This window comes from Paenibacillus sp. JCM 9796 (assembly GCF_055379675.1).
In genome coordinates, this window is record NZ_AP043723.1 from 3,712,487 (window position 1) to 3,732,500 (window position 20,014).

At 48.7% G+C, this 20,014-nt stretch carries 20 protein-coding genes (1 of these 20 only partly in view); 17 read left to right on the forward strand and 3 right to left on the reverse strand.

What is annotated here, in order from left to right; translation table 11 throughout:
• Positions 1–585: 585 nt before the first annotated feature.
• Positions 586–1,368, forward strand: a complete 783-nt coding sequence (locus ACZ439_RS18020) for a squalene/phytoene synthase family protein (protein WP_464619999.1) — start codon at positions 586–588, stop codon at positions 1,366–1,368.
• A 136-nt stretch (positions 1,369–1,504) separates the two neighbouring features.
• Here the strand turns inward: ACZ439_RS18020 and ACZ439_RS18025 are convergent, their stop codons facing one another.
• On the reverse strand, positions 1,505–2,269 hold the full coding sequence (locus ACZ439_RS18025; RefSeq protein ID WP_464620000.1) for a cysteine hydrolase family protein: 765 nt from the start codon (positions 2,267–2,269) through the stop codon (positions 1,505–1,507).
• Between the two features lie 83 nt (positions 2,270–2,352).
• On the opposite strand from ACZ439_RS18025, the gene ACZ439_RS18030 reads away from it, so the two are divergent.
• Together ACZ439_RS18030 and ACZ439_RS18035 are read left to right on the forward strand one after the other, a co-directional pair.
• Positions 2,353–2,520 (forward strand): hypothetical protein, encoded by a 168-nt coding sequence (locus tag ACZ439_RS18030; RefSeq protein WP_155615385.1) that lies wholly within the window; start codon positions 2,353–2,355, stop codon positions 2,518–2,520.
• Positions 2,521–2,542: 22 nt separating this feature from the next.
• The gene (locus ACZ439_RS18035) at positions 2,543–3,490 is read left to right on the forward strand and encodes a Gmad2 immunoglobulin-like domain-containing protein (protein WP_155615384.1); all 948 of its coding nucleotides are present in this window, start codon (positions 2,543–2,545) and stop codon (positions 3,488–3,490) included.
• A 227-nt stretch (positions 3,491–3,717) separates the two neighbouring features.
• Here ACZ439_RS18035 and ACZ439_RS18040 read toward each other — a convergent pair whose 3' ends face one another.
• Entirely contained in the window at positions 3,718–5,274 is a 1,557-nt protein-coding gene (locus ACZ439_RS18040; protein ID WP_054796185.1) for an ABC-F family ATP-binding cassette domain-containing protein, read from the reverse strand.
• A 478-nt stretch (positions 5,275–5,752) separates the two neighbouring features.
• Here ACZ439_RS18040 and ACZ439_RS18045 point away from each other — a divergent pair, with 478 nt between their 5' ends.
• The 13 genes from ACZ439_RS18045 to ACZ439_RS18105 all read left to right on the forward strand — a co-directional run bounded on the left by ACZ439_RS18045 (position 5,753) and on the right by ACZ439_RS18105 (position 18,806).
• Positions 5,753–7,741 (forward strand): LacI family DNA-binding transcriptional regulator, encoded by a 1,989-nt coding sequence (locus ACZ439_RS18045; RefSeq protein WP_201318084.1) that lies wholly within the window; start codon positions 5,753–5,755, stop codon positions 7,739–7,741.
• A 29-nt stretch (positions 7,742–7,770) separates the two neighbouring features.
• Positions 7,771–8,883: a fatty acid desaturase family protein gene (locus ACZ439_RS18050; RefSeq protein ID WP_054796188.1), complete on the forward strand. Its 1,113-nt coding sequence runs from the start codon at positions 7,771–7,773 to the stop codon at positions 8,881–8,883.
• Positions 8,884–8,938: 55 nt separating this feature from the next.
• Complete coding sequence (locus tag ACZ439_RS18055) at positions 8,939–9,073, forward strand: hypothetical protein (protein WP_464620001.1); 135 nt, start codon at positions 8,939–8,941, stop codon at positions 9,071–9,073.
• Positions 9,066–9,386: a MocE family 2Fe-2S type ferredoxin gene (locus tag ACZ439_RS18060; RefSeq protein WP_054796189.1), complete on the forward strand. Its 321-nt coding sequence runs from the start codon at positions 9,066–9,068 to the stop codon at positions 9,384–9,386. Before ACZ439_RS18055 ends, ACZ439_RS18060 begins: the two co-directional genes overlap by 8 nt.
• Positions 9,387–9,397: 11 nt before the next feature.
• Positions 9,398–10,648 carry an NAD(P)/FAD-dependent oxidoreductase gene (locus ACZ439_RS18065; protein ID WP_464620002.1) on the forward strand — a complete coding sequence of 417 codons (1,251 nt, stop codon included), beginning with the start codon at positions 9,398–9,400 and terminating at the stop codon, positions 10,646–10,648.
• A complete protein-coding gene (locus ACZ439_RS18070) occupies positions 10,645–11,463 on the forward strand; it encodes a sugar phosphate isomerase/epimerase family protein (protein WP_464620003.1) in 819 nt (272 codons plus the stop codon). Before ACZ439_RS18065 ends, ACZ439_RS18070 begins: the two co-directional genes overlap by 4 nt.
• A 63-nt stretch (positions 11,464–11,526) precedes the next feature.
• Positions 11,527–12,342, forward strand: a complete 816-nt coding sequence (locus ACZ439_RS18075) for a sugar phosphate isomerase/epimerase family protein (RefSeq protein WP_430103963.1) — start codon at positions 11,527–11,529, stop codon at positions 12,340–12,342.
• A gap of 45 nt (positions 12,343–12,387) precedes the next feature.
• Complete coding sequence (locus ACZ439_RS18080; protein ID WP_464620004.1) at positions 12,388–13,557, forward strand: levoglucosan dehydrogenase; 1,170 nt, start codon at positions 12,388–12,390, stop codon at positions 13,555–13,557.
• A gap of 71 nt (positions 13,558–13,628) precedes the next feature.
• Positions 13,629–15,122: a sugar ABC transporter ATP-binding protein gene (locus tag ACZ439_RS18085; RefSeq protein WP_464620005.1), complete on the forward strand. Its 1,494-nt coding sequence runs from the start codon at positions 13,629–13,631 to the stop codon at positions 15,120–15,122.
• On the forward strand, positions 15,103–16,065 hold the full coding sequence (locus ACZ439_RS18090; RefSeq protein ID WP_054796191.1) for an ABC transporter permease: 963 nt from the start codon (positions 15,103–15,105) through the stop codon (positions 16,063–16,065). Before ACZ439_RS18085 ends, ACZ439_RS18090 begins: the two co-directional genes overlap by 20 nt.
• A 17-nt stretch (positions 16,066–16,082) precedes the next feature.
• Positions 16,083–17,234 (forward strand): Gfo/Idh/MocA family protein, encoded by a 1,152-nt coding sequence (locus ACZ439_RS18095; RefSeq protein WP_464620006.1) that lies wholly within the window; start codon positions 16,083–16,085, stop codon positions 17,232–17,234.
• A 134-nt stretch (positions 17,235–17,368) separates the two neighbouring features.
• Positions 17,369–18,559: a substrate-binding domain-containing protein gene (locus ACZ439_RS18100; RefSeq protein WP_464620007.1), complete on the forward strand. Its 1,191-nt coding sequence runs from the start codon at positions 17,369–17,371 to the stop codon at positions 18,557–18,559.
• A 61-nt stretch (positions 18,560–18,620) separates the two neighbouring features.
• Positions 18,621–18,806, forward strand: a complete 186-nt coding sequence (locus ACZ439_RS18105) for a hypothetical protein (protein ID WP_054796192.1) — start codon at positions 18,621–18,623, stop codon at positions 18,804–18,806.
• Positions 18,807–18,930: 124 nt separating this feature from the next.
• Here the strand turns inward: ACZ439_RS18105 and ACZ439_RS18110 are convergent, their stop codons facing one another.
• Positions 18,931–19,242 (reverse strand): hypothetical protein, encoded by a 312-nt coding sequence (locus tag ACZ439_RS18110; protein WP_141336832.1) that lies wholly within the window; start codon positions 19,240–19,242, stop codon positions 18,931–18,933.
• Positions 19,243–19,581: 339 nt separating this feature from the next.
• On the opposite strand from ACZ439_RS18110, the gene ACZ439_RS18115 reads away from it, so the two are divergent.
• Positions 19,582–20,014 carry the 5' portion of an ABC transporter ATP-binding protein gene (locus ACZ439_RS18115; RefSeq protein ID WP_464620008.1) on the forward strand. 422 nt of this gene lie beyond the right edge of the window, so 433 of the gene's 855 nt are visible here — the first part of the coding sequence; it begins with the start codon at positions 19,582–19,584; the stop codon falls past the right edge of the window.

Genomic DNA, 20,014 nt, shown 5'->3' on the forward strand with positions numbered 1-20,014 from the left:
CCCGAAATGGGGGGATGAAATACGTAGTCGAAGAAGAAGAGAAGAATAACCGGAAGATAGCCACTGACGAATAGATAGAAAGCGCATGCTCTCACAGGGGTTTACCCTTAACGACATGCGCTTTCTTACATTATTATTAACTACTATTCGTCAATACGTGCTCGACAGGTTTCAGGACTAGTTTGCGTTCTAAGCTGCTGTTATAACTGTGGACTCCAATTTTGTTTCTGTATGACTAGTTCCATTATCCATGCTCTTCCTCCTTTCGCTTGTACAGGCTAATAGGCTTCGTTGCCGCAAAAATAATAATCGACTTCCATTACCTCAGTTTAGTAAAATAAATAGTATAGCCTCTAAAAGCTGAACGAACAGATACGAGAGCTCAATAAAGCTCTGGAGAAGGCTGCCGACAGCAATGGATCGGCAGCCTTCTCCGCTAACGGTGCAGCTTAGTAGAGTAATGGTTATCGGATTTGGATTGTCAATATCAATGTATGTTATCATGAAATTAAACGATGAAAAAATTAAAAGCTAAGCTTATACTTGGAGGGAATACTCATTAATAACGTCGTCCGGAATGATGCAATGACCATGTTGAAGAAAACGAGCCGTACTTTTTATATTCCGATAAGTCAATTGGATTTAGGATTAAGGGAGGCTGTAACATCTGCCTATCTGTGTATGCGGGCTATAGATGAAATCGAGGATCATGATGAACTCGCAGACCCATTGAAAGTGGAACTATTACTCGGGATACACGAGGCATTCCAATCCCCGCATATTATCAAAGCAACACAAAAAATACTATCGCCGTATGGGGCCGTATTACCGGCAGTTACCAGGCAACTCGATGAGTGGGTGATGCTATGTCCGACCTCCGGAGCCCCAATCGTATATCGTTACATCGCAAAGATGTCGTTACAAATGGCCGAATGGGTTCAGAACGGGTGGAGCATTCATACGGAAGAGGATTTGGACCGCTATACCTATAGTGTAGCTGGTATGGTTGGAGAAATGTTATCTGAACTATGGTTGTGGCATGACGGGACGCAATCCGATCTAACGAAGGCGGTTGCCTTCGGAAGAGGACTGCAGGCGGTCAATATCCTCCGAAATCGAGAGGAAGATCTTAAACGTGGCGTTGACTTCTTTCCTGACGGCTGGGGATTCAAGGAGATGCAGCAATACACACGTCGCAATTTACAACTTGCCGACTCTTATATCGCAGATCTGAAGGAAGGTCCGGCGTTGAAATTTTGCAAGATACCATTAGCGCTAGCTCATGCTACGGTAAACCTCATCGCTGTCGGAGGAAACAAATTAACGAGAGATGCGGTTCTAAAAATTGTGAGTCGTGTGACTGGATAACCGATTGTCCATATGTAGACGTAAATAAGAAGGGGCTGTCCTTAAACTCTGGCTGGCCTAATAATACGAAAAAACAAACGCATAAGCAGTTGCACTTTGGAAGAAAACAGCAAGGCGAGCGCAAACGGGGCAGTCCCTATGAATTTTTCATTTTATCTATAGTCTCATTTGTAGACCATGAAGCACTGGCAATCATACGAAAATTTATTTTTGCGGCCTTATCCCCATCCAAGTCGTTTATTTTTGCGGAAGCTGTGGCATCGTGAACCACTGCCACTTCAAATCCCTGTTCGATGAGTTCGCGCATATGAGATTCAATGCACAGATTCCCTGACATACCTGCAAGAATGACGCGGGTAATTCCCTGTTTTCGCAGCTGCAAAACCAAGTCATTGGCTTCAGGTCCGAAAATTTTATGCGGACTTGTGATGACGGTTTGGCCATCTTCAATATAGGGCTTATATTTATCCAGAAAGTCGGCACCAGAACCTTTAAAGCCTTCAATCGATAATGGGCCTTTTCGTTGATACATGTGGATACCGTGCATCAAATGTTCCATAGCTCCCCCAAACATCCATTTTTGGTCATAGGGATAATAGTAATGAGGGGACACAAACACTTTAAACTTGTTTTCCTTTGCTGTTTTTAATAATAATTCAATGTTCTCAATCGTATGATTTTCAGCAACGCTGTCTTTTACTAAATTCCAGGCTACACCTTTTGGGCTTAAAAAGTCATTTTGCGGATCTGTGAGCACCAAAGCGGTATTGGTTTGAGTCACTTTCATTCCCGGTGATGGAAGTGGTACGGTTTGCGCTGCTGCAACATTTGGATGAAAACCATAAAGATCAACATTGACAAATAACGAAAACACAAAGAAACACGGTACAATTTTTCTCATGAGGATCTCCTTTCATTGATACACGCACATATTATGTGCTTTATTCAATGGTTTATCCAAAATTCAACAGGGGACAGAGGTTGATGGGAAAACAACTCATTTTGTTCACGAACGGGAATCGAGAGCACCAGAACGGTGCTTCGGTTCCCGTTCCTTCTTTCTCAACTAAAGGGCAGTTATCGGCAGGGAAGTACACGATCAGAGGAAACCGGGAGGCGGCTTTGAAACTTTTGAGGCTCATGCTGCGTTAACCTTTCAAAGGAGCTGAGAAGCATGAGAAAACGGAAAGGGTTTCTTATTCTCGCTTTGCTTTGCATGGCGATGCTAGTGGCAGCATGCGGTCAGGAAAGCGGTTCTGCGGACCCCGCAGCGAATCAGGTATCCGAACAGGAGACGCCAGCGGTCAAGGTGGTTGACAAGGGGAGCATCATACAAAAGGAAGGGAGCCGTTGGTTAATCACAGCCTATGTTGAAAAAAACGGCGCCCCCTATATCGATGCCTTCTGGTTTACCGTAAACGAGCGGACGGTGCTCCAGAACAGCGGCGGCCGTAACGTTTCGCCTGAGAGTATGCCGGTCGGCGCACAAGTGGAAGCGTGGCATGCAGGGGCAGTCAAAGAATCGTACCCGGCACAGACCGTTGCCGCCAAAATCATCATGCATGATCATACGAAGGAGGTGCCCGAAGGCATGATCGGTCAAACGGACGCCGTGCAAGCCGCCCTGCAATCGCAAACCGGGCCGACCGCCGCATGGGCTGTCAAAACCGCCTCGCTGGATGCGGAGAACGGCTACTGGAACGTAGAACTCGTCCAACACGAAACCGTCGATCAACCCGTCACTATACAAATTGACGCCCGCTCCGGCCAAACCGTCCCGATTCCTGTGGCGGCAAACGATGCCTTCCGCGTATTTTCGCCCCTGCCGGGGACAAAAGTCGGCCCCACCTTCACGGTCGAAGGCGAAGCCCGCGTATTCGAAGCCGCATTTAGCTGGACGTTGGAAGACGGACACACTATTTTAGCCGAAGGGCACGAAATGGCCGAAGAGGGCGCCCCGGCATGGGGCCGTTTCCACTTCGACGTCAGCTATGAGAAAGCTTCGCAGCCCAACATGATGTTAATCCTGTACATTCACAGCGCCAAAGACGGAGGCGCCGGGCATGAGTTGATCGTTCCTTTGAAAGTTCCCGAGGAGCGCATCAATTATACGGTTGAGTGATAGTAACTGAGATCGATAAATCGGCAAATTGACGGAAGTGGGCCGGACCCGGGGAGTACATCCCAGAAGCAATGAGTCGGAACATAGAATGGGGAGGAGGGTGCTGAACCCTCCTCTTTTGCCGTCTCGAATGGGAGGCTGGTTAGGGAGAAGAGCCTCATGCTTCTGTTCGCAAAAAAAAGCTTGTCTTACCACTAACGGTCAGACAAGCTTTCGAGAATTACCGTTTAAAACACCTTCGTTGTCCAGGATTCACAGTTCCATGTATCTGTAACGACATCGCGATAAAATTCCGGTTCGTGGGAGATCAGCAGGATGCTGCCTTTGTACGCCTTAAGGGCACGCTTCAGCTCATCCTTGGCATCCACATCCAAATGGTTGGTCGGCTCATCGAGCACGAGCAGGTTCGTTTCGCGGTTGATCAGCTTGCAGAGGCGCACCTTCGCCTTCTCGCCGCCGCTAAGCACGGCAATTTTGCTCTCGATATGCTTGGTCGTGAGCCCGCACTTGGCCAGCGCCGCGCGCACTTCGAACTGCGAGAAAGAAGGGAATTCGTTCCATACTTCCTCGATGCATGTGTTATAGTTGGCATCCTTCGTTTCCTGCTCGAAGTAACCAATGTTCAGGTTCTCTCCGAGCTGAACGGAGCCGGACAAAGCCTTGATTTCGCCTAAGATACTCCTCAGCAGCGTCGTTTTACCGATCCCGTTCGCACCCACAAGCGCGATCTTTTGACCGCGTTCCATACGGAGGTTAAGCGGCCTTGACAAGGGACTGTCATAACCGATGACGAGATCCTTGGCTTCGAAAATCAGCTTGCCGGACGTTCTCGCTTCCTTGAAGTTGAACTGTGGCTTCGGTTTTTCCTTAGCGAGCTCGATAACTTCCATCTTGTCGAGCTTCTTTTGTCTGGACATCGCCATATTCCGCGTCGCGACACTCGCTTTGTTCCGGGCCACGAAGTCTTTCAAATCGGCAATCTCCTGCTGTTGGCGCTTATAGGCGGATTCCAGCTGTTGCTTTTTCATTTCATAGACCTGCTGGAAGTGGTCGTAATCGCCAACATAGCGGTTTAGCTCCTGGTTCTCCATATGATAGATCAGGTTGATGACGCTGTTAAGGAACGGAATGTCGTGTGAAATTAGAATGAATGCATTCTCGTACTCTTGCAGGTAGCGCTTCAACCAATCGATATGCTGTTCATCGAGATAGTTCGTCGGCTCGTCGAGGAGCAGGATGTCCGGCTTTTCGAGCAGCAGCTTCGCCAGCAATACCTTCGTCCGTTGACCGCCGCTAAGGTCGTTGACGTCCTTATCCAGTCCGATATCGGTAAGTCCCAGTCCGCGGGCGGTTTCTTCAATTTTGGCGTCGATCATGTAAAAATCCTGATTCGTCAACGTATCCTGAATCGTTCCGACATCCTCGAGCAGCTGCTCAAGCTCCTCCGGAGATACCTCGCCCATCTTGGCGTACATGTCGTTCATCTCTTGTTCCATATCAAACAAGTATTGGAAGGCTCCCTTTAGGACGTCGCGGATCGTCATGCCCTTACTGAGCGCCGCATGCTGATCGAGATATCCAACGCGCATGCGCTTGGACCATTCGATCTTCCCGTCATCCGGCTGGAGCTTGCCCGTAATGATGTTCATGAAGGTGGATTTGCCTTCGCCGTTGGCGCCGATAAGTCCGATGTGCTCGCCCTTGAGCAGGCGGAAGGATACATCGTTGAAGATGGCGCGGTCTCCAAAGCCATGGCTTAGTCTTTCTACGTTTAATATGCTCATGAATGACACCTTTTCCTTTAAACTTTATTATCGCTTTATTATAAGCGTTAAGGTGCGGATAACTCAATGTGGGAGACGATGTAAAAACCTTAATATAAAGAGTCTATTTCGTGTTACGCAAGCGAGTTTTACCAAGATAATTTTTTACGTAAAAAAATGAATAATGAACATAGTTGAAACTGAATGTCATGTTATTGATTATGTTTTTTACGTAAAAAACGTTGGAATGATCAAAATAAATAGAAAAACAGCCTAATAAGAAGAGGAAAAATATAAATTTCTTTAAATTACGCGGAAAAAATTGCGTAAATTATATAGACGAACAAGTATGTTTTATGGTATAAAAGACATATGAACTCATTTATTTGCGCAAATCACCTATGATTACCCTTAAATGTTAGGAAATGAGGTGTGTTGAGAGTCGAAGCCGAATAATTGATACGATTTTTTACGTAAATAATAAAATTGGTGAGTGACGATGAAGATAAAAGACATCGCAGCAAAAGCAGGAGTTTCGGTCGCCACAGTATCGCATGTGGTCAACAAAACAAGATATGTAAGTGCAGAATTAACGGAACGAGTGCTGGCTGTCATAAATGAATCGGAAGGTCAGCCTAACTTTGTATTACGAAATATGAAAGCCCTTCATTCAGATGTGATTTTATGTCTGGTGGAGAATGTAGAGGATTATTTTTACGTCAATATCATTAAAGGGATAAAAAGCAAAGCGGTTGAGTTCGGCTATCATGTGGTGATATTAAACTCGCAGAACAAAGGTTCGATACGTGATTATATAAGGCTGGAGAAACCTTGCGGCATCATCCTGGTACCTGACAAGAACAGTAATGAAGACGTATTCAAGATGAGGGAATTGAGCACGCCGACCGTATTCATCAATCATCTTGAAAGCGATTCAAAAACTGGCAATGTCGTGATTAATTATTATGAGAACGCCTACAAGGCTGCGCATCATGTCATAAAAAGCGGACATGAAAGGGTTTGTTATATTCATGAGCTGAAGGATGGCTATACGCACCGTCAAATGCTCAACGGATATAAAGATGCGCTGCGAAACAACGGCATTCCGTTTGATCCGGCGCTTGTCATCGGCGTTGGCGCCTATGATCAATTTGATAAACAGATGATGGACAAAATCTTTACAGACGAAAATCGGCCGACCGCAGTGCTCAGCGCAGATAAAAATGCGACGTTGGAGCTGTTAAGATTATTCAACAGCAACAATATAAAGTGTCCCGATGATATTTCGCTGGTCAGCTTTAACGAGTTCGAGCTGAGTCATTTGCTTCAGCCCGCTCTGACGACCGCTGCGTTTGACCCTGTAGAGATTGGCATGAAAAGTGTTGAGAAGCTAAATGACAAGTTAAAGGGTTCGGAGGATAGCGCGGAGGACACGATCGTTCCCAGCAGGCTGAGGGTAAGAAATTCCACGCAGTGCATTGGCAGAGGGCCGCTTGGGGAAAAAGCGGAAAGTCCCGAAGTTTTGCAACTGAGTCCTTTTGAGATGGAACAGATTAAAGCAGGTTCCTATACGGCAGCCATTTCTTTTCACTATTCAGGCATTGCTTGGGCAAGGCTGCATGAAAAAGGGATCAAGGACGTTTTTGCGGAGTTGGGTGTAAAAGTTCTTGCCGTTATGGATGCGCACTTTGATCCTGAACTTCAAATCAAGCAGCATGCAAGTATTTTAACGATGAATCCCGATGTTCTGATCAGTATTCCCGCCGATGAGATTTTGACGGTTCAAAGCTACAGGGAAGTTGTCGCTGCAGGAACGAAGCTTGTTCTGATTGATAATGTGCCGAATGGGTTTACCCGCGACGATTATGTGACCTGCGTCTCAGTCAATCAGAGGGAGAACGGTCAAATTGCGGGCAGAATCCTTGGCGAACATTTAACCAAAAATAAGAAGAAAAAAATCGGATTAATCATGCACGGCGCCTCTTTCTTTGCCACAAAGCAAAGAGATATGGCCGTAGAGCAGGTGTTGCGCGAGGAGTTCCCCGAACTGGAAATCGTAGCGATCGAAAATTTCATCAACGAAAAGAAAGCCTTCGACAAGTGCTACGAGATGATCCGAAGCCATCCTGAAATCGAAGGACTATATGTATCGTGGGAAGGCCCGGCGTTGGAAGCGTTAGCCGCTTTACGCGAATTGAACCGCGAAGACATCAGTATTGTAACGGCGGACTTGGATCATGAGGGAGCTATGAACATCGCGATGGGCGGGCCGATCAAGGGGCTCAGCGCTCAGCGGCCTTATGAGCAGGGAAGAGCGATGGCTCTAGCGGCCGCTAATGCGTTAATCGGCAAAAAAATCCCGTCATTTATCGGGATTACGCCTTATCGAATCACGGCCGACAACCTGTTGACCGGGTGGCAGGAAGTATTGCGTGAAAGACCTCCCGCTGCATTGGTCAATGCAATGAAAAGCAATAAAACAGTCTGACGAAATATGGATTTAAGGAGGAGTTATTTATGGCTGTCAATATCAACAGAAGAGATTATAGCCTCGGCGGACCGGAGGATAAGCGGGCGCAGGAGAAAGGGATTGCGTCGGCCGAATGGTACGCTTCCCCGATTCCCCGCCAAAAGATGAAGGAGCTCATGAAGCGTAAGGACGGACCGGCCATCCGGGATACGATCATCTGGTTTGCTTTGCTGGGCATCCTCGGCTATCTGGCATACCTTTCCTGGGGGACATGGTGGGCAATTCCGGCATTCGCAGCGTACGGTGCCGTGTATGCGCTGCCAGGGAACTCGCGTTGGCATGAGGCCAGTCATGGAACCATGTTCAAAACGCCTTGGATGAACGAAGTGATTTATCAGATCGCTTCATTCATGAACCTGTTCCCGGCGACGCCTTGGCGCTGGAGCCATGCCCGCCATCATACCGACACCTATATTGTTGGCCGTGATCCCGAGATCCATGCCCCAAGACCACCGGTTTGGCGAGTGTTGGCGGCGGAATTGTTTCGCTTGATAGGCGGAGTGATCGACCTGAAAAGAGTCTTGCTGCATGCCTTCGGTAAGATGGATAAAGAGGAACTGGAGTATATTCCTGCATCCGAGTTCAAGAAAGCGTATTGGGAAGCTCGTGTATGGATACTTATCTTTTTGGCGGTAATAGCGGCTTGTATTTACACGGGAAGCATACTGCCGGCCATGTTTATCGTTCTTCCAACCTTTTACGGCTTCTACGCCGTTATGATTGTCGCCTGGACGCAGCATTTGGGGCTTAATGAAGATGTTCTGGATCACCGCCTGAATACACGTACGGTTTATATGAATCCGATTATCCGATTCCTTTACTGCAACATGAACTATCACATCGAGCATCATATGTTTCCAATGGTTCCTTATCATGCCCTTCCCAAGCTTCATGAAGAGATGAAGGGGGACTGCCCGCCGGCAAGCCCGAGTCTCTGGGCGGCTCTCATGGAAGTTTTCACGGCGCTTCGGAAGCAGCGTAAAGATCCTACTTATACCATCGTGCGCAAGCTACCCGAAACCGCGCGTCCGTATAAATATGGTCCGGCACCCTATGGAACGGTAGCTCCTGACGCGACGCTCATGCGGAAAGCGGAGTAAGCAGGAAAGCATCGCAGGGACCAAACTTAAATTTCTCCATCAAGGAGACTCTTGAATGACGGCATTGAAAGCGCTTAATAGTCCGCGGCAATGCAGGCGGCTTATCGTTCCTCGCATTGCCCGGCTGTCATTCGCACTGCAGCAGTTCAAACCTACAAGCGATTACATGATGGAGGTACTTAATGAATAACGAAGGCTGGATTAAAACATGTGCTGTTGAAGATATCGATGTAGAAGATGTTGTTCGATTTGATCATGGCGACCGAACCTACGCGCTTTATCGTAATGCCAAAGGGGACTGCTTCGCGACCGACGGGCATTGCACGCATGAGAAGGTTCATCTGGCGGACGGCCTGGTGATGGGAAATCTCATCGAATGTCCGAAGCATAACGGCCGACTTGATTTCACAACCGGTGAAGCCAAGCGGGCCCCAATTTGTGACGCGATTAAGACGTATCCCGTTAAGATTGACGCGGGTATGCTCTTCATCAAAGTCGATTGAGGGGGATCGTCATGAACGAAGCTGGCATGGTTATTATCGGGGCAGGCGAAGCCGGAGCGCGTGCGGCTGTCGAACTGCGGACGCAGGGCTGGAGCGGACCTATCACGCTAATCGGTGAAGAGAAGCATGCGCCTTACGAGCGTCCTCCTCTTTCAAAAAATTTGCTGCTGGGCGAAGATGAACCGTCGCCGATTTTCATCCTGAACGATGAGTTGCTGTTACAGCACGGCATTACATTCCTGTCCGGCTGCATGGCCGTAGAGATCGACAGAAATAACCGTGCCGTTATTCTTGAAGACGGACGGCAACTCCCGTACGACCGGCTGCTGCTTGCTACAGGGGCCCGCCCGCGCAAGTACGCGTTAGAAGGCTCCGAGAACGCGGATGTGCTCTACCTGCGGACGTTTTCCGACGCACTGTCGCTTCGTTCGCGTTTGCAGCCCGGGACTCATGTTGCGGTCATCGGCGGCGGATTCATCGGACTTGAAGCCGCGGCGAGCGCTGTTGAGCGAGGCTGTACCGTGTCGCTCATCGAACTGGGCCCGCGCATTCTGACGCGGGGTGTGCCCAAGGAAATCGCCGACATCGTGGAAGCCCGTCATCGTGCCGCCGGCGTCGATTTCAAATTGGGCGTTACCATCGACAGCATAGCAAACAACGGCGGCCGTCAGGCTATCGTTCTTGCCGACGGGACCTCGATCGAATGCGACTCTATTATTATCGGGATCGGCGCTGTTCCGGAGATAACGCTGGCTGCCGGTTGCGGGCTGGAGATCGAGAATGGAATACGGGTTGACGAGAGGCTCCAAACAAGCGATCCGTATATTTTTGCCGCCGGGGACTGCTGCTCCTTCCCGCATGCTTTATATGACGGCCGACGAATTCGGCTTGAGTCCTGGCGCAATGCCCAGGATCAAGGTTCACTTGCGGCTCGTAACATGATGGGCGCAGGGGAAGCTTATACAGTCGTACCGTGGTTCTGGTCCGATCAGTACGAACAAACGCTGCAAGTGGCCGGTTTGACGGACTTTGGCGAAATCATGGTAAGCCGCAATATCGGCGAAGACGGCAAGTTCTTTTTCCATCTTACCTCTGACGGACGGTTAGTCGCGGCCAGCGCTGTTGGGCCGATCTCTAAAATTGCCAAGGACATCCGTTTCGCTGAAATGCTCATTCAACAGCAAGCGAGACCTGATCTGAACGATTTGGAAAACCCTGACGTGAAGCTGAAAGCGCTTCTAAAGGATCTGGTGAGGCCATGATGAAAATAAAAAGCATCAAATCGCTCTGGGGGATGGAAGGTTCTCTGGAGAGCCAGTTCGAGCAGATTGCCGCCGCAGGCTTCCATGGAATTGAATCCCCCGTACCAAGCCAACTGGCCATTACCGGTGGAGTGAACGTGGAAGAGAAGCGGTTCCGCAGTCTGCTGGAGCAATACAAGCTCGATTATGTTTCGATGGTGTTCACAGAGGGCCCCGATCATGCGGAATCGTTTCGCCGGCAGACGGAACAAGCGGCGGCACTTGCCCCGATCATGATCAATTCACATAGCGCCAAAGACGCAATGCCGTTTGACGAACAGGCGGCATTTTTCGAAAAAGCGCTCGCCGTCGAGCAGAGATTGGGCATTCCGGTCGGACACGAAACACACCGGGGACGAGCCATGTTTACGCCTTGGACGACAGCGGCTCTCCTCCGGGAATTCCCGGAATTGAAGCTGACGGCCGATTTTAGTCACTGGGTATGCGTGTGTGAATCGCTGCTGCAAGATCAGAAGGAATCCCTGGAGATGGCTTTCCAGCGGACTATACATGTTCACTCGCGGGTCGGATATGCGCAAGGACCGCAAGTTCCCCATCCCGCGGCTCCCGAATACAAGACGGAACTGAGCGCGCATGAAGACTGGTGGAAGCAGATTATTCAAGCGCGAGCAAATAGCGGCAGGCCGCTCACGTTCACGCCGGAATTCGGACCGCCGGATTACATGCCGAGACTGCCGTTCACGGGCCAGCCGGTGGCGGATTTGTGGCAAGTCTGCTTATGGATGAAGGAGCGGTTTGAAAAGCTGATCGCATAGTAACAGCGGAGTCAATGGAAGCCTATGAATGAACGCGTTTAATGATCCCGGGGAGGTTTTGAAATGAAATTGGGTTACCAAACAAATACATGGGGCGGTGTAGTCGGACATCCCGCAGGTGTAACCTCCGTCAAAGATCTTTATTACTTGGCCAACGGTTCGACCGAGCAGGCACTTCGGGATATAGCGGCCGCAGGATACAAGGGCATCGAGCTGTTTGACGGAAATTTGATGCAGTATGAGAATCGCCCGGACGAATTTCGCCAGCTGTTGAAAAGTCTGGACCTGGCAGTGGTAGGGGTGTATACCGGGGCGAATTTTATTTTCAAAGATATTCTGGAAGAAGAGTTTGACAAAATCGAGAAGGTTGCCAAACTGGCTGCTGAGTTCGGCACGGAGCATCTTGTGTTTGGAGGAGGCGCCGTACGGGCGGGCGGCATTCAGGAATCGGACTATGAGCAGTTGGCACAGTCTTTGGAGCGGGGCGCGAAAATTGCGGAAAAATACGGATTGGTGCCAAGCTACCACCCGCATTTAGGCACATGTGTGCAGGGACCGGATCAGCTCGACAAAATTATGGGGCTGACTTCGATTGCATTATGCCCGGATACGGCCCATATCGAAGCGGGTGGCGGAGATCCCGTAGCCGTGATTAAAAAATATGTGGATCGAATCAAATATGTGCATTTCAAGGATTACAAGTCCGGCGCTTTCTTACCGCTTGGAGAAGGCAACCAGAATTTCGCGGAGATGGTATCCATCTTGCGTGAAGCGAACTATGAAGGCTGGATCACGGTGGAGCTCGACAGCTACGAGGATCCATTCAAGGGCGCGCAGATTAGTAAAGCCTACTTGAAAGAGCGTTTAAACATCGGGTAATCCCGGTTTCTATTCGTAAGTCATCATAACAAAGGAGATTACACCGTGCGTAAACTGAACATAGCAATGATCGGCGGAGGCTTCATGGGGAAGGCACATTCAATCGCTTATGCGGGAATGCCGATGTTTTTTTGGCCGGCGCCTGCGCTTCCTCAGCGTAAAACCGTCGTGGATATAAACGAAGAAATGGCAAAAGCCGCCGCCGAGCGTTATGGATTCGAATCTTATTCGACCGACTGGAGAAGCGTGGTAGAAGACCCGGCTATCGACATTATCGATATTGTGACGCCGAATGACTCGCATGCCGAGATCGCCATTGCGGCTGCGAAAGCCGGCAAGCATATTATTTGTGAAAAGCCGCTTGCCCGTACCGCAGAAGAATCAAAACGGATGCTGGATGCCGTCAAGGAAGCAGGCGTGAAGCATATGGTGGCCTTCAACTATCGACGCACCCCTGCAATCGCACTGGCAAAGAAATATATCGAAGAAGGCTCGATCGGTAAAATTTTGAATTTCCGCGGAACGTATCTTCAGGATTGGTCGGCGGATCCGAATTCGCCTCTCTCCTGGAGGTTCCGGAAATCGGTTGCCGGTTCCGGGGCGCTCGGCGATATCGCAACGCACGTTATCGATATGGCGCGTTACCTGGTCGGGGACATCAGCGAAGTATTGGCAACGTCCCAAACCTGGATCAAGGAACGTCCGGTTCAATCCGGCTCTGTTGACAAGCTTGGTACGGTGAAGGCCGGAAGCGATGTGAGGAAGGAAGCGGTAGACGTAGACGATGAAGTGAGCGCGCTTCTCCGATTCGATAACGGCGCCATCGGCAGCATAGAAGCAACACGCAATGCGTGGGGCCGGAATAACTTTATTACGTTTGAAATCCATGGCGAGCTGGGTTCCATCTGTTTTAACTATGAGCGCAGGGATGAACTGCAAGTATGCTTCTCCAGCGATCCGGAAGACAGAAGAGGGTTCCGCACCGTTTATACGGGGCCGGCTCATCCGTATGGCGAAGCACTGTGGCCGATTCCCGCCTTGGGCATTGGTTACACAGAAACCAAAATCATTGAAGCGCATGACTTTATTTCTTCCATCGTAAACGATACGGAAGTGTCTCCGAATTTCGAGGACGGTTATCGGATTGCGGTTATCAGTGATGCCATCCTGGAATCTGCCAATACTGAAAAATGGGTGAAGATCGTTTACATGTAGATTTTGCATAAGAAGGATAGCGTTCGGGACGGTCGCCCGTCCCGAGGTCATCCTAAAAAGGAGTACTTCGAATGGAAACGCCAATGCTGGAAATGCACCAAATCTCCAAATCATTTAATGGAATTAAAGTACTCGATCAAGTTCATTTCGAATTGAGAAAGGGCGAGGTTCATGCCCTGATGGGCGGTAATGGGGCCGGGAAATCGACCTTAATGAAGATTTTGACGGGCGTATATGAGTTGGATGCGGGCAGCATACATTTGGACGGTGCCGAAGTTCAAATCAAAACGCCTAATGATGCGGAGAAACAAGGGATTTCCATGATCTTTCAGGAGTTCAGTCTTATTCCCACGTTAACCGTCGCTCAAAACATATATATCGGGAGAGAACCAAGAACGGCATGGGGTTTTATTGATGACAAGAAATGCGTTCAAATGGCTGCGCAGCTGCTGGAGGAATTGAACGTTGATATCAAACCGAATGACCTGGTGGCTGATCTGGGCGTCGGGTACTGGCAGATGACGGAAATTGCCAAGGCGTTAGCCAAGGAAACGAAAATTTTGATCATGGACGAGCCCACATCTTCTTTAACGAAACGGGAAACGGAAATATTGTTCGACTTTATTGGGGGATTGAAACGGAAGGGCTATTCCATTATATACATTTCCCACCGGATGGAAGAGATATTCCAGATTTGCGACAGAATTACGATCATGGGCGACGGGCGTCACATTATCACAGCAGATACGAATGAGTTGGATATGGACAGCGTCATTCAGCACATCGCGGGTAAAAACCTGGATAAGTTTGAATGGAAGCAGCGCAAACAACCGGCCAGCCACAAGGTTATCCTTCAAGTTAAAAATTTGAAAACAAACGATCGGGTGAACGGTATAGATTTTGAATTGAAGCATGGAGAAATTGTGGGAATCGCCGGTTTGATGGGAAGCGGTCGAAGCGAAACCTTGCGGGCGCTGTTCGGAATCGATTCGATCACCGAAGGTGAAATTCATATAAAAGGAAAGAAAGTCGCTATACGGTCGCCAAAAGACGCCATCCATAACGGACTTGCTTTAGTGCCTGAGGATCGAAGGGTTCAAGGGTTGGTGCTGGATCATGAAGTGAAAGATAATATTTTGCTTCCGTCCCTTTCCAAGATTACGAATGTGCTTGTCAACGATAGGAAGGGAAACCAAATGTCCGAAGAATGGGTCAAAAAATTAAACATTAAAACCGACTCCATTTATAAGAAATCGCGTTTGCTGTCAGGCGGGAATCAACAAAAAATCGTTTTTGCCAAATGGTTGGCCAATTCGCCGGAAATCATCATGCTTGACGAACCGACTATCGGGATCGATATCCGGGCCAAAACGGAAATTATCGATATGGTTCGTGATTTAGCCGATGAAGGAAAGAGCATTCTGCTTGTATCTTCGGAAATGACGGAACTTTTGGCCGTAAGCGACCGGATCCTTGTGTTTCATGAAGGAAAAGTCGTCAAACAATTTATGCGCGAGGAAATCAATTCGGAGGAGAATTTGCAGCATGCAATCCAAGGCTTCTAACCCGGGGATTCAGGGTTTTAATTGGCGGCAATATATTGTTTATATCGCTTTTGTAGGCGTTTTCATTTACTTCTCAATCACGTTAAGCTCTGACGGATTTTTGTCGGCGAACAACCTGTTGAATATTATTCGCCAGACGGCGATCATATCCATCATGGCCGTGGCGATGACTTTTGTGATGAGTGCTGCGGAAATCGATCTGTCTATCGGTTCCATAGCGGCTCTATCTTCATTAACGTCGGCCATGGCGTTGGAAGCTGGATTCGGTATTCCGGGGGCGATCATAGCCGGCCTGGGGACGGGGTTCATTATCGGTTTAATTAACGGTTTGCTGGTGACCAAGGTCATTATCCCTTCTTTCCTGGTCACGCTCGGGATGATGGGGATAGCCAAAGGAATGGCGATGTGGATCACGAATACGGCGCCTGTGCCGATCATTGACAAAACGTTTGTGTATTTCTTCGGATCTGGCGATGTCGGAAGCGTGCCGATTCTGTTGATCTGGACTGTGGCGATCGTTTTTATCGGGCATGTGATATTGCGTAAAACCGCATTCGGCAGAAGAACGCTGGCCACAGGCGGAAATCAAAGCGCAGCAAAGTTCTCGGGTGTGAACGTTGCCAGAACAAAACTGTACGTGATGATCGGATCGGGCGTGCTTGCAGGACTTGCCGGCATGCTGTATGCGGGAAGGATGCATTCCGGACGCTACACCTTCGGCGAAGGAGACGAACTATCCGTCATTGCAGCCGTTATTTTAGGAGGCACCAGTTTATTTGGAGGCGTAGGTACGGTTATCGGCACGGTCATTGGGTCGCTTATGATTGGAACGGTCAACAACGGTTTGATCATTATGGGACTGGATGTCAGCCAGCAAATGATCGTAAAGGGACTCATTATTATCCTCGCTGTGGCTTTCGGACGTAAAGCGATCAGTAAGTAATCAAGGAAGGATTGCTCATGAGAAAAATAAAAGCAGCGATACTGGGAGCCGGTTTTATCGGACAAGCGCACATTGAAGCGGTCAGACGGCTCAGTTTTGCCGAAGTCGTTGCGATCGCGCAAAGCGGTCAGGACAAAGCCGAGCAAAGCGCAAAATTACTAAATGTCCCAAAAGCCTATGGCAATTATATGGACTTATTGAAAGACCCGGAAATTGATGTGATCCATAATTGTACGCCGAATTATTTGCATTACGAGATTAATAAGCAAATTTTATTGCATGGAAAGCATCTGCTCTCGGAGAAGCCGCTCACGCTGACAAGCGAAGAGGCCAAGGAACTGTACCATTTGGCGAAAGAAAAAAATCTGGTTAGCGGAATCAATTTCAATTACAGACAGTTCCCCATGGTTCAGCACCTTCGCGGTATGGTGAGGGACAATGAGCTGGGCGATATCCGTATTGTCCGCGGCAATTACTTGCAGGATTGGTTATTGTACGATACGGACTATAACTGGCGGCTGGAGCCCGAGTACGGCGGAAAAACAAGGGCCATCGGTGACATCGGCTCCCACTTATTCGACCTGACGCAGTACGTAACAGGAATGAAAATTACGGAAGTCATGGCCGATACGGCGATTATGATCCCTCAACGCTACAAACCGCTAAAAGAAAAGCAAACTTTCCAAAACGGCGGAAAGGAAAATGCCAGTCTGGTTGATGTCAGTACGGAAGATTATTGCTCCGTATTGGTCAAATTCGATAATGGGTCAAGAGGCGTTTTTACGGTCTCCCAAGTATCCGCAGGGAGCAAGAATGCCCTGGTTTTGAATATAGACGGCTCTGTCGCTTCCGGCACCTGGAAGCAGGAAGAACCGTTCCGTCTGACCATAAGGTACCGGGATAAACCAAGTGAAACCGTATTGAGAGACCCCGGCCTCGTGAAGAAAGAGGTGCTTCCGTTCCTTCATTACCCGGGCGGGCATGAAGAGGGATGGACGGAAAGCCTGAAAAACATGATGCAGAACTTTTACGATGCCGTAGAAGGGAAAATGACCCATTCTGATTCCGTTGCTTCCTTCGCGGAAGGTTATCAAATCATGCTTATCATCGATGCCATCGTCAAAAGCGCTAAAACGGGCACTTGGGAAAAGGTTGAGAGCATTTCTTGACCAGGTACGCATGAAAGGGGGAATGCCGCCCAAAAGTACAGCGTTTTCTTGCAAGGGCAACAAGCTTGAAGGGAATCTGGCTTCATCGGTGTGTGTTTGCAACTAAATTTCATGTAGAAGAGGGGTTATCGAAAATGAAAAAATTATTTTCCGCATGCTTTGTATTCATTTTGATGTTCAGCATCGTCTTATCCGGATGTGGAAGCAGCAGCAGCAAGGGAACCGGCAGCGAAGCAAACAGCAATACGCCGGCGGCCACGCCACCGGCAGCAACCACTACTCCTGACGGTCCAGTGACTATTAATCAGAGCCTTCCCGATAAAGAGATTTTAAGTAAAGGTCCGAATGGAGAAAGCGCCATCTCCGCCAAAACGCTGAAGCTGACTCCGGAAGAATTGGCGAAAATCAAAGAAGGAAAATACAAAGCAGCCGTTGCCCTGCACTATGCCGGCAACGACTGGTCGACTGCGCAGGTCAAAGGGCTCAAGGATACATTTGCCAAGATGGGTATCGAAGTGATTGCGCAAACGGACGCTAACTTTAAACCGGAAAAACAAGTATCCGATATTGAGACTATATTGACCAAAAAACCGAACATCCTCATCAGTATTCCCGTTGATCCTGTCTCCACCGCAGAAGCGTTTAAAAAAGCTGCTGCCGCGGGCGTGAAGCTGGTATTTATGGATAATAAACCGAACGGTTTGGAGCACGGTAAAGATTATGTCAGTGTAGTTTCCGCGGATAACTATGGAAACGGCGTTGAAGCGGCCAATCTTATGGCCAAGGCGCTTGGTGAAAAAGGAGATATCGGCGTTATTTTCCACGATGCGGATTTCTTCGTAACCAAACAAAGAACGGAAGCTTTTGAGAAAACGATCAAAGAAAAATATCCGAACATCAAGATCGTCGATCGCGGCGGTATTGCAGGACCCAATGACGGCGAGAAAGTGGCTTCTGCGATGCTGACTAAAAACCCGAATTTGAAAGGGATCTTTGTCGTATGGGATGCTCCTGCGGAAGGGGCCCTGGCAGCTGCACGCTCGGCAGGCAAAAATGATCTGGTCATCACTACTATTGATTTGGGCACGAACGTTGCGCTTAATATCGCACAAGGCGACATGGTCAAAGGTCTCGGCGCACAATTACCTTACGACCAAGGCGTTGCCGAAGCCATTCTGGCCGCTTATTCCTTGCTTGGCAAAGAAACGCCTCCATATGTTGCCGTACCTGCCCTTGCCGTATCGAAAGAAAATATTCTGGAATCCTGGAAAACCGTCTACCAAGTCGATGCACCAAAAACGATTCAAGACGCTGCCAAGAAGTAATTGGATGCAGTCAAGACTGGATTCCCTCTGATTGCTTAGCGACCAGTAAGGAGAGGATACCATGGAATTAATGGAAGGCATGCGGGTTGTCGTCGTCAAAGCAACAGGCGAGTTAAGGTCGTATGAAATGGTTACAGTCGTCGACATCAAGGGTGATGAGGTCGTCGTAGGCGATATGACAGGGGATTTGCACAACGTGCGGATAGACAATATCCAGATCTTAACTCCTGATCCTGATCATCACTAAACCCGATATTCAAAACCGGTAAAGAAATGCTGTAAGCATGAACAAGGGACTTCCCGATGGCGGGAAGTCCCTTGTTCATTTTCATAAGATACAAAGAACAGATATGCCTAGAGAACGATTCTATTTAATCATACTTGTCCTCGTCGATTCTGCTCTTATGTTCAAGGATAAGTTCGGCCTCGGTTTCAAAGTTCAAATGGAGCGGCTCCGGAAGCAGATCGAGAATATGCTTGATCAGAGGCAGCTCTGCCAATTCCTCGAGTGTCTGCGGTCGTTGATCTAACCCGTAAACCCACTCGCGTACAGCATCGATAAACTTATAGAAAGAAGCTTCAAATTCATCCGCAGTCGATTCCGCTTCATCGTTTTCCGACCCCGCCATAGACTTCCAGTTTTTTAAAGCCGCTTCTAACGTCTGCTCGACTTTCGCGTCCATCCTGTAACCTCCCGATAAGGATATCTGTGTTCTTCATGTTCGCTTTGATCTATTATACCAGCCTTATGCAGGATCAGCTAAAACGCCTCGCTGCCGCCGGCAACATCGCATCAAAGCAAGCTGCAACAATAGGCGTGCATCAGGTTATGATAAGAGATGATAATGAGAATCATTATTGACAAATGAACTGAAATCGAAATACAATTAAAGTCTTACGAATCGGGATAATTGGTCTCTCCAAGTTTTATTGACACTCCGTGTAACGCTAATTATTATACGTTCCTTATTTCTTATACCTGCTTGCCAATTCCAAAGCATGACATTGAAGGAGGATATACAATGACCCGCTTATTTACCAAACAGCTGGACGTAGCTTATGATGACCGGCTGATTGTTGAAGGATTGAATTTATCCATTCCGAATGGAAAAATTACAGCCCTCGTGGGCGCCAACGGCTCCGGCAAGTCGACCATTCTTAAATCTATGGCGCGGATTATGAAGCCCAAGGGCGGGCAAATTTTCCTGGACGGCAAATCGATTCATCAGCAGACGACTAAGGATGTAGCGAAGCAGCTTGCCATCCTGCCGCAAAATCCGACGGCCCCTGACGGGCTGACTGTGCAGGAACTCGTCTCTTATGGACGGTTTCCGCATCAGAAGGGGTTCGGCTCGCTGAGCAAGGAGGACAAAGAGGTTATTCATTGGGCAGTCGAAGTGACGGGCATGGGGGATTTTGCAGACCGACCTGTCGATCAGTTATCCGGCGGACAGA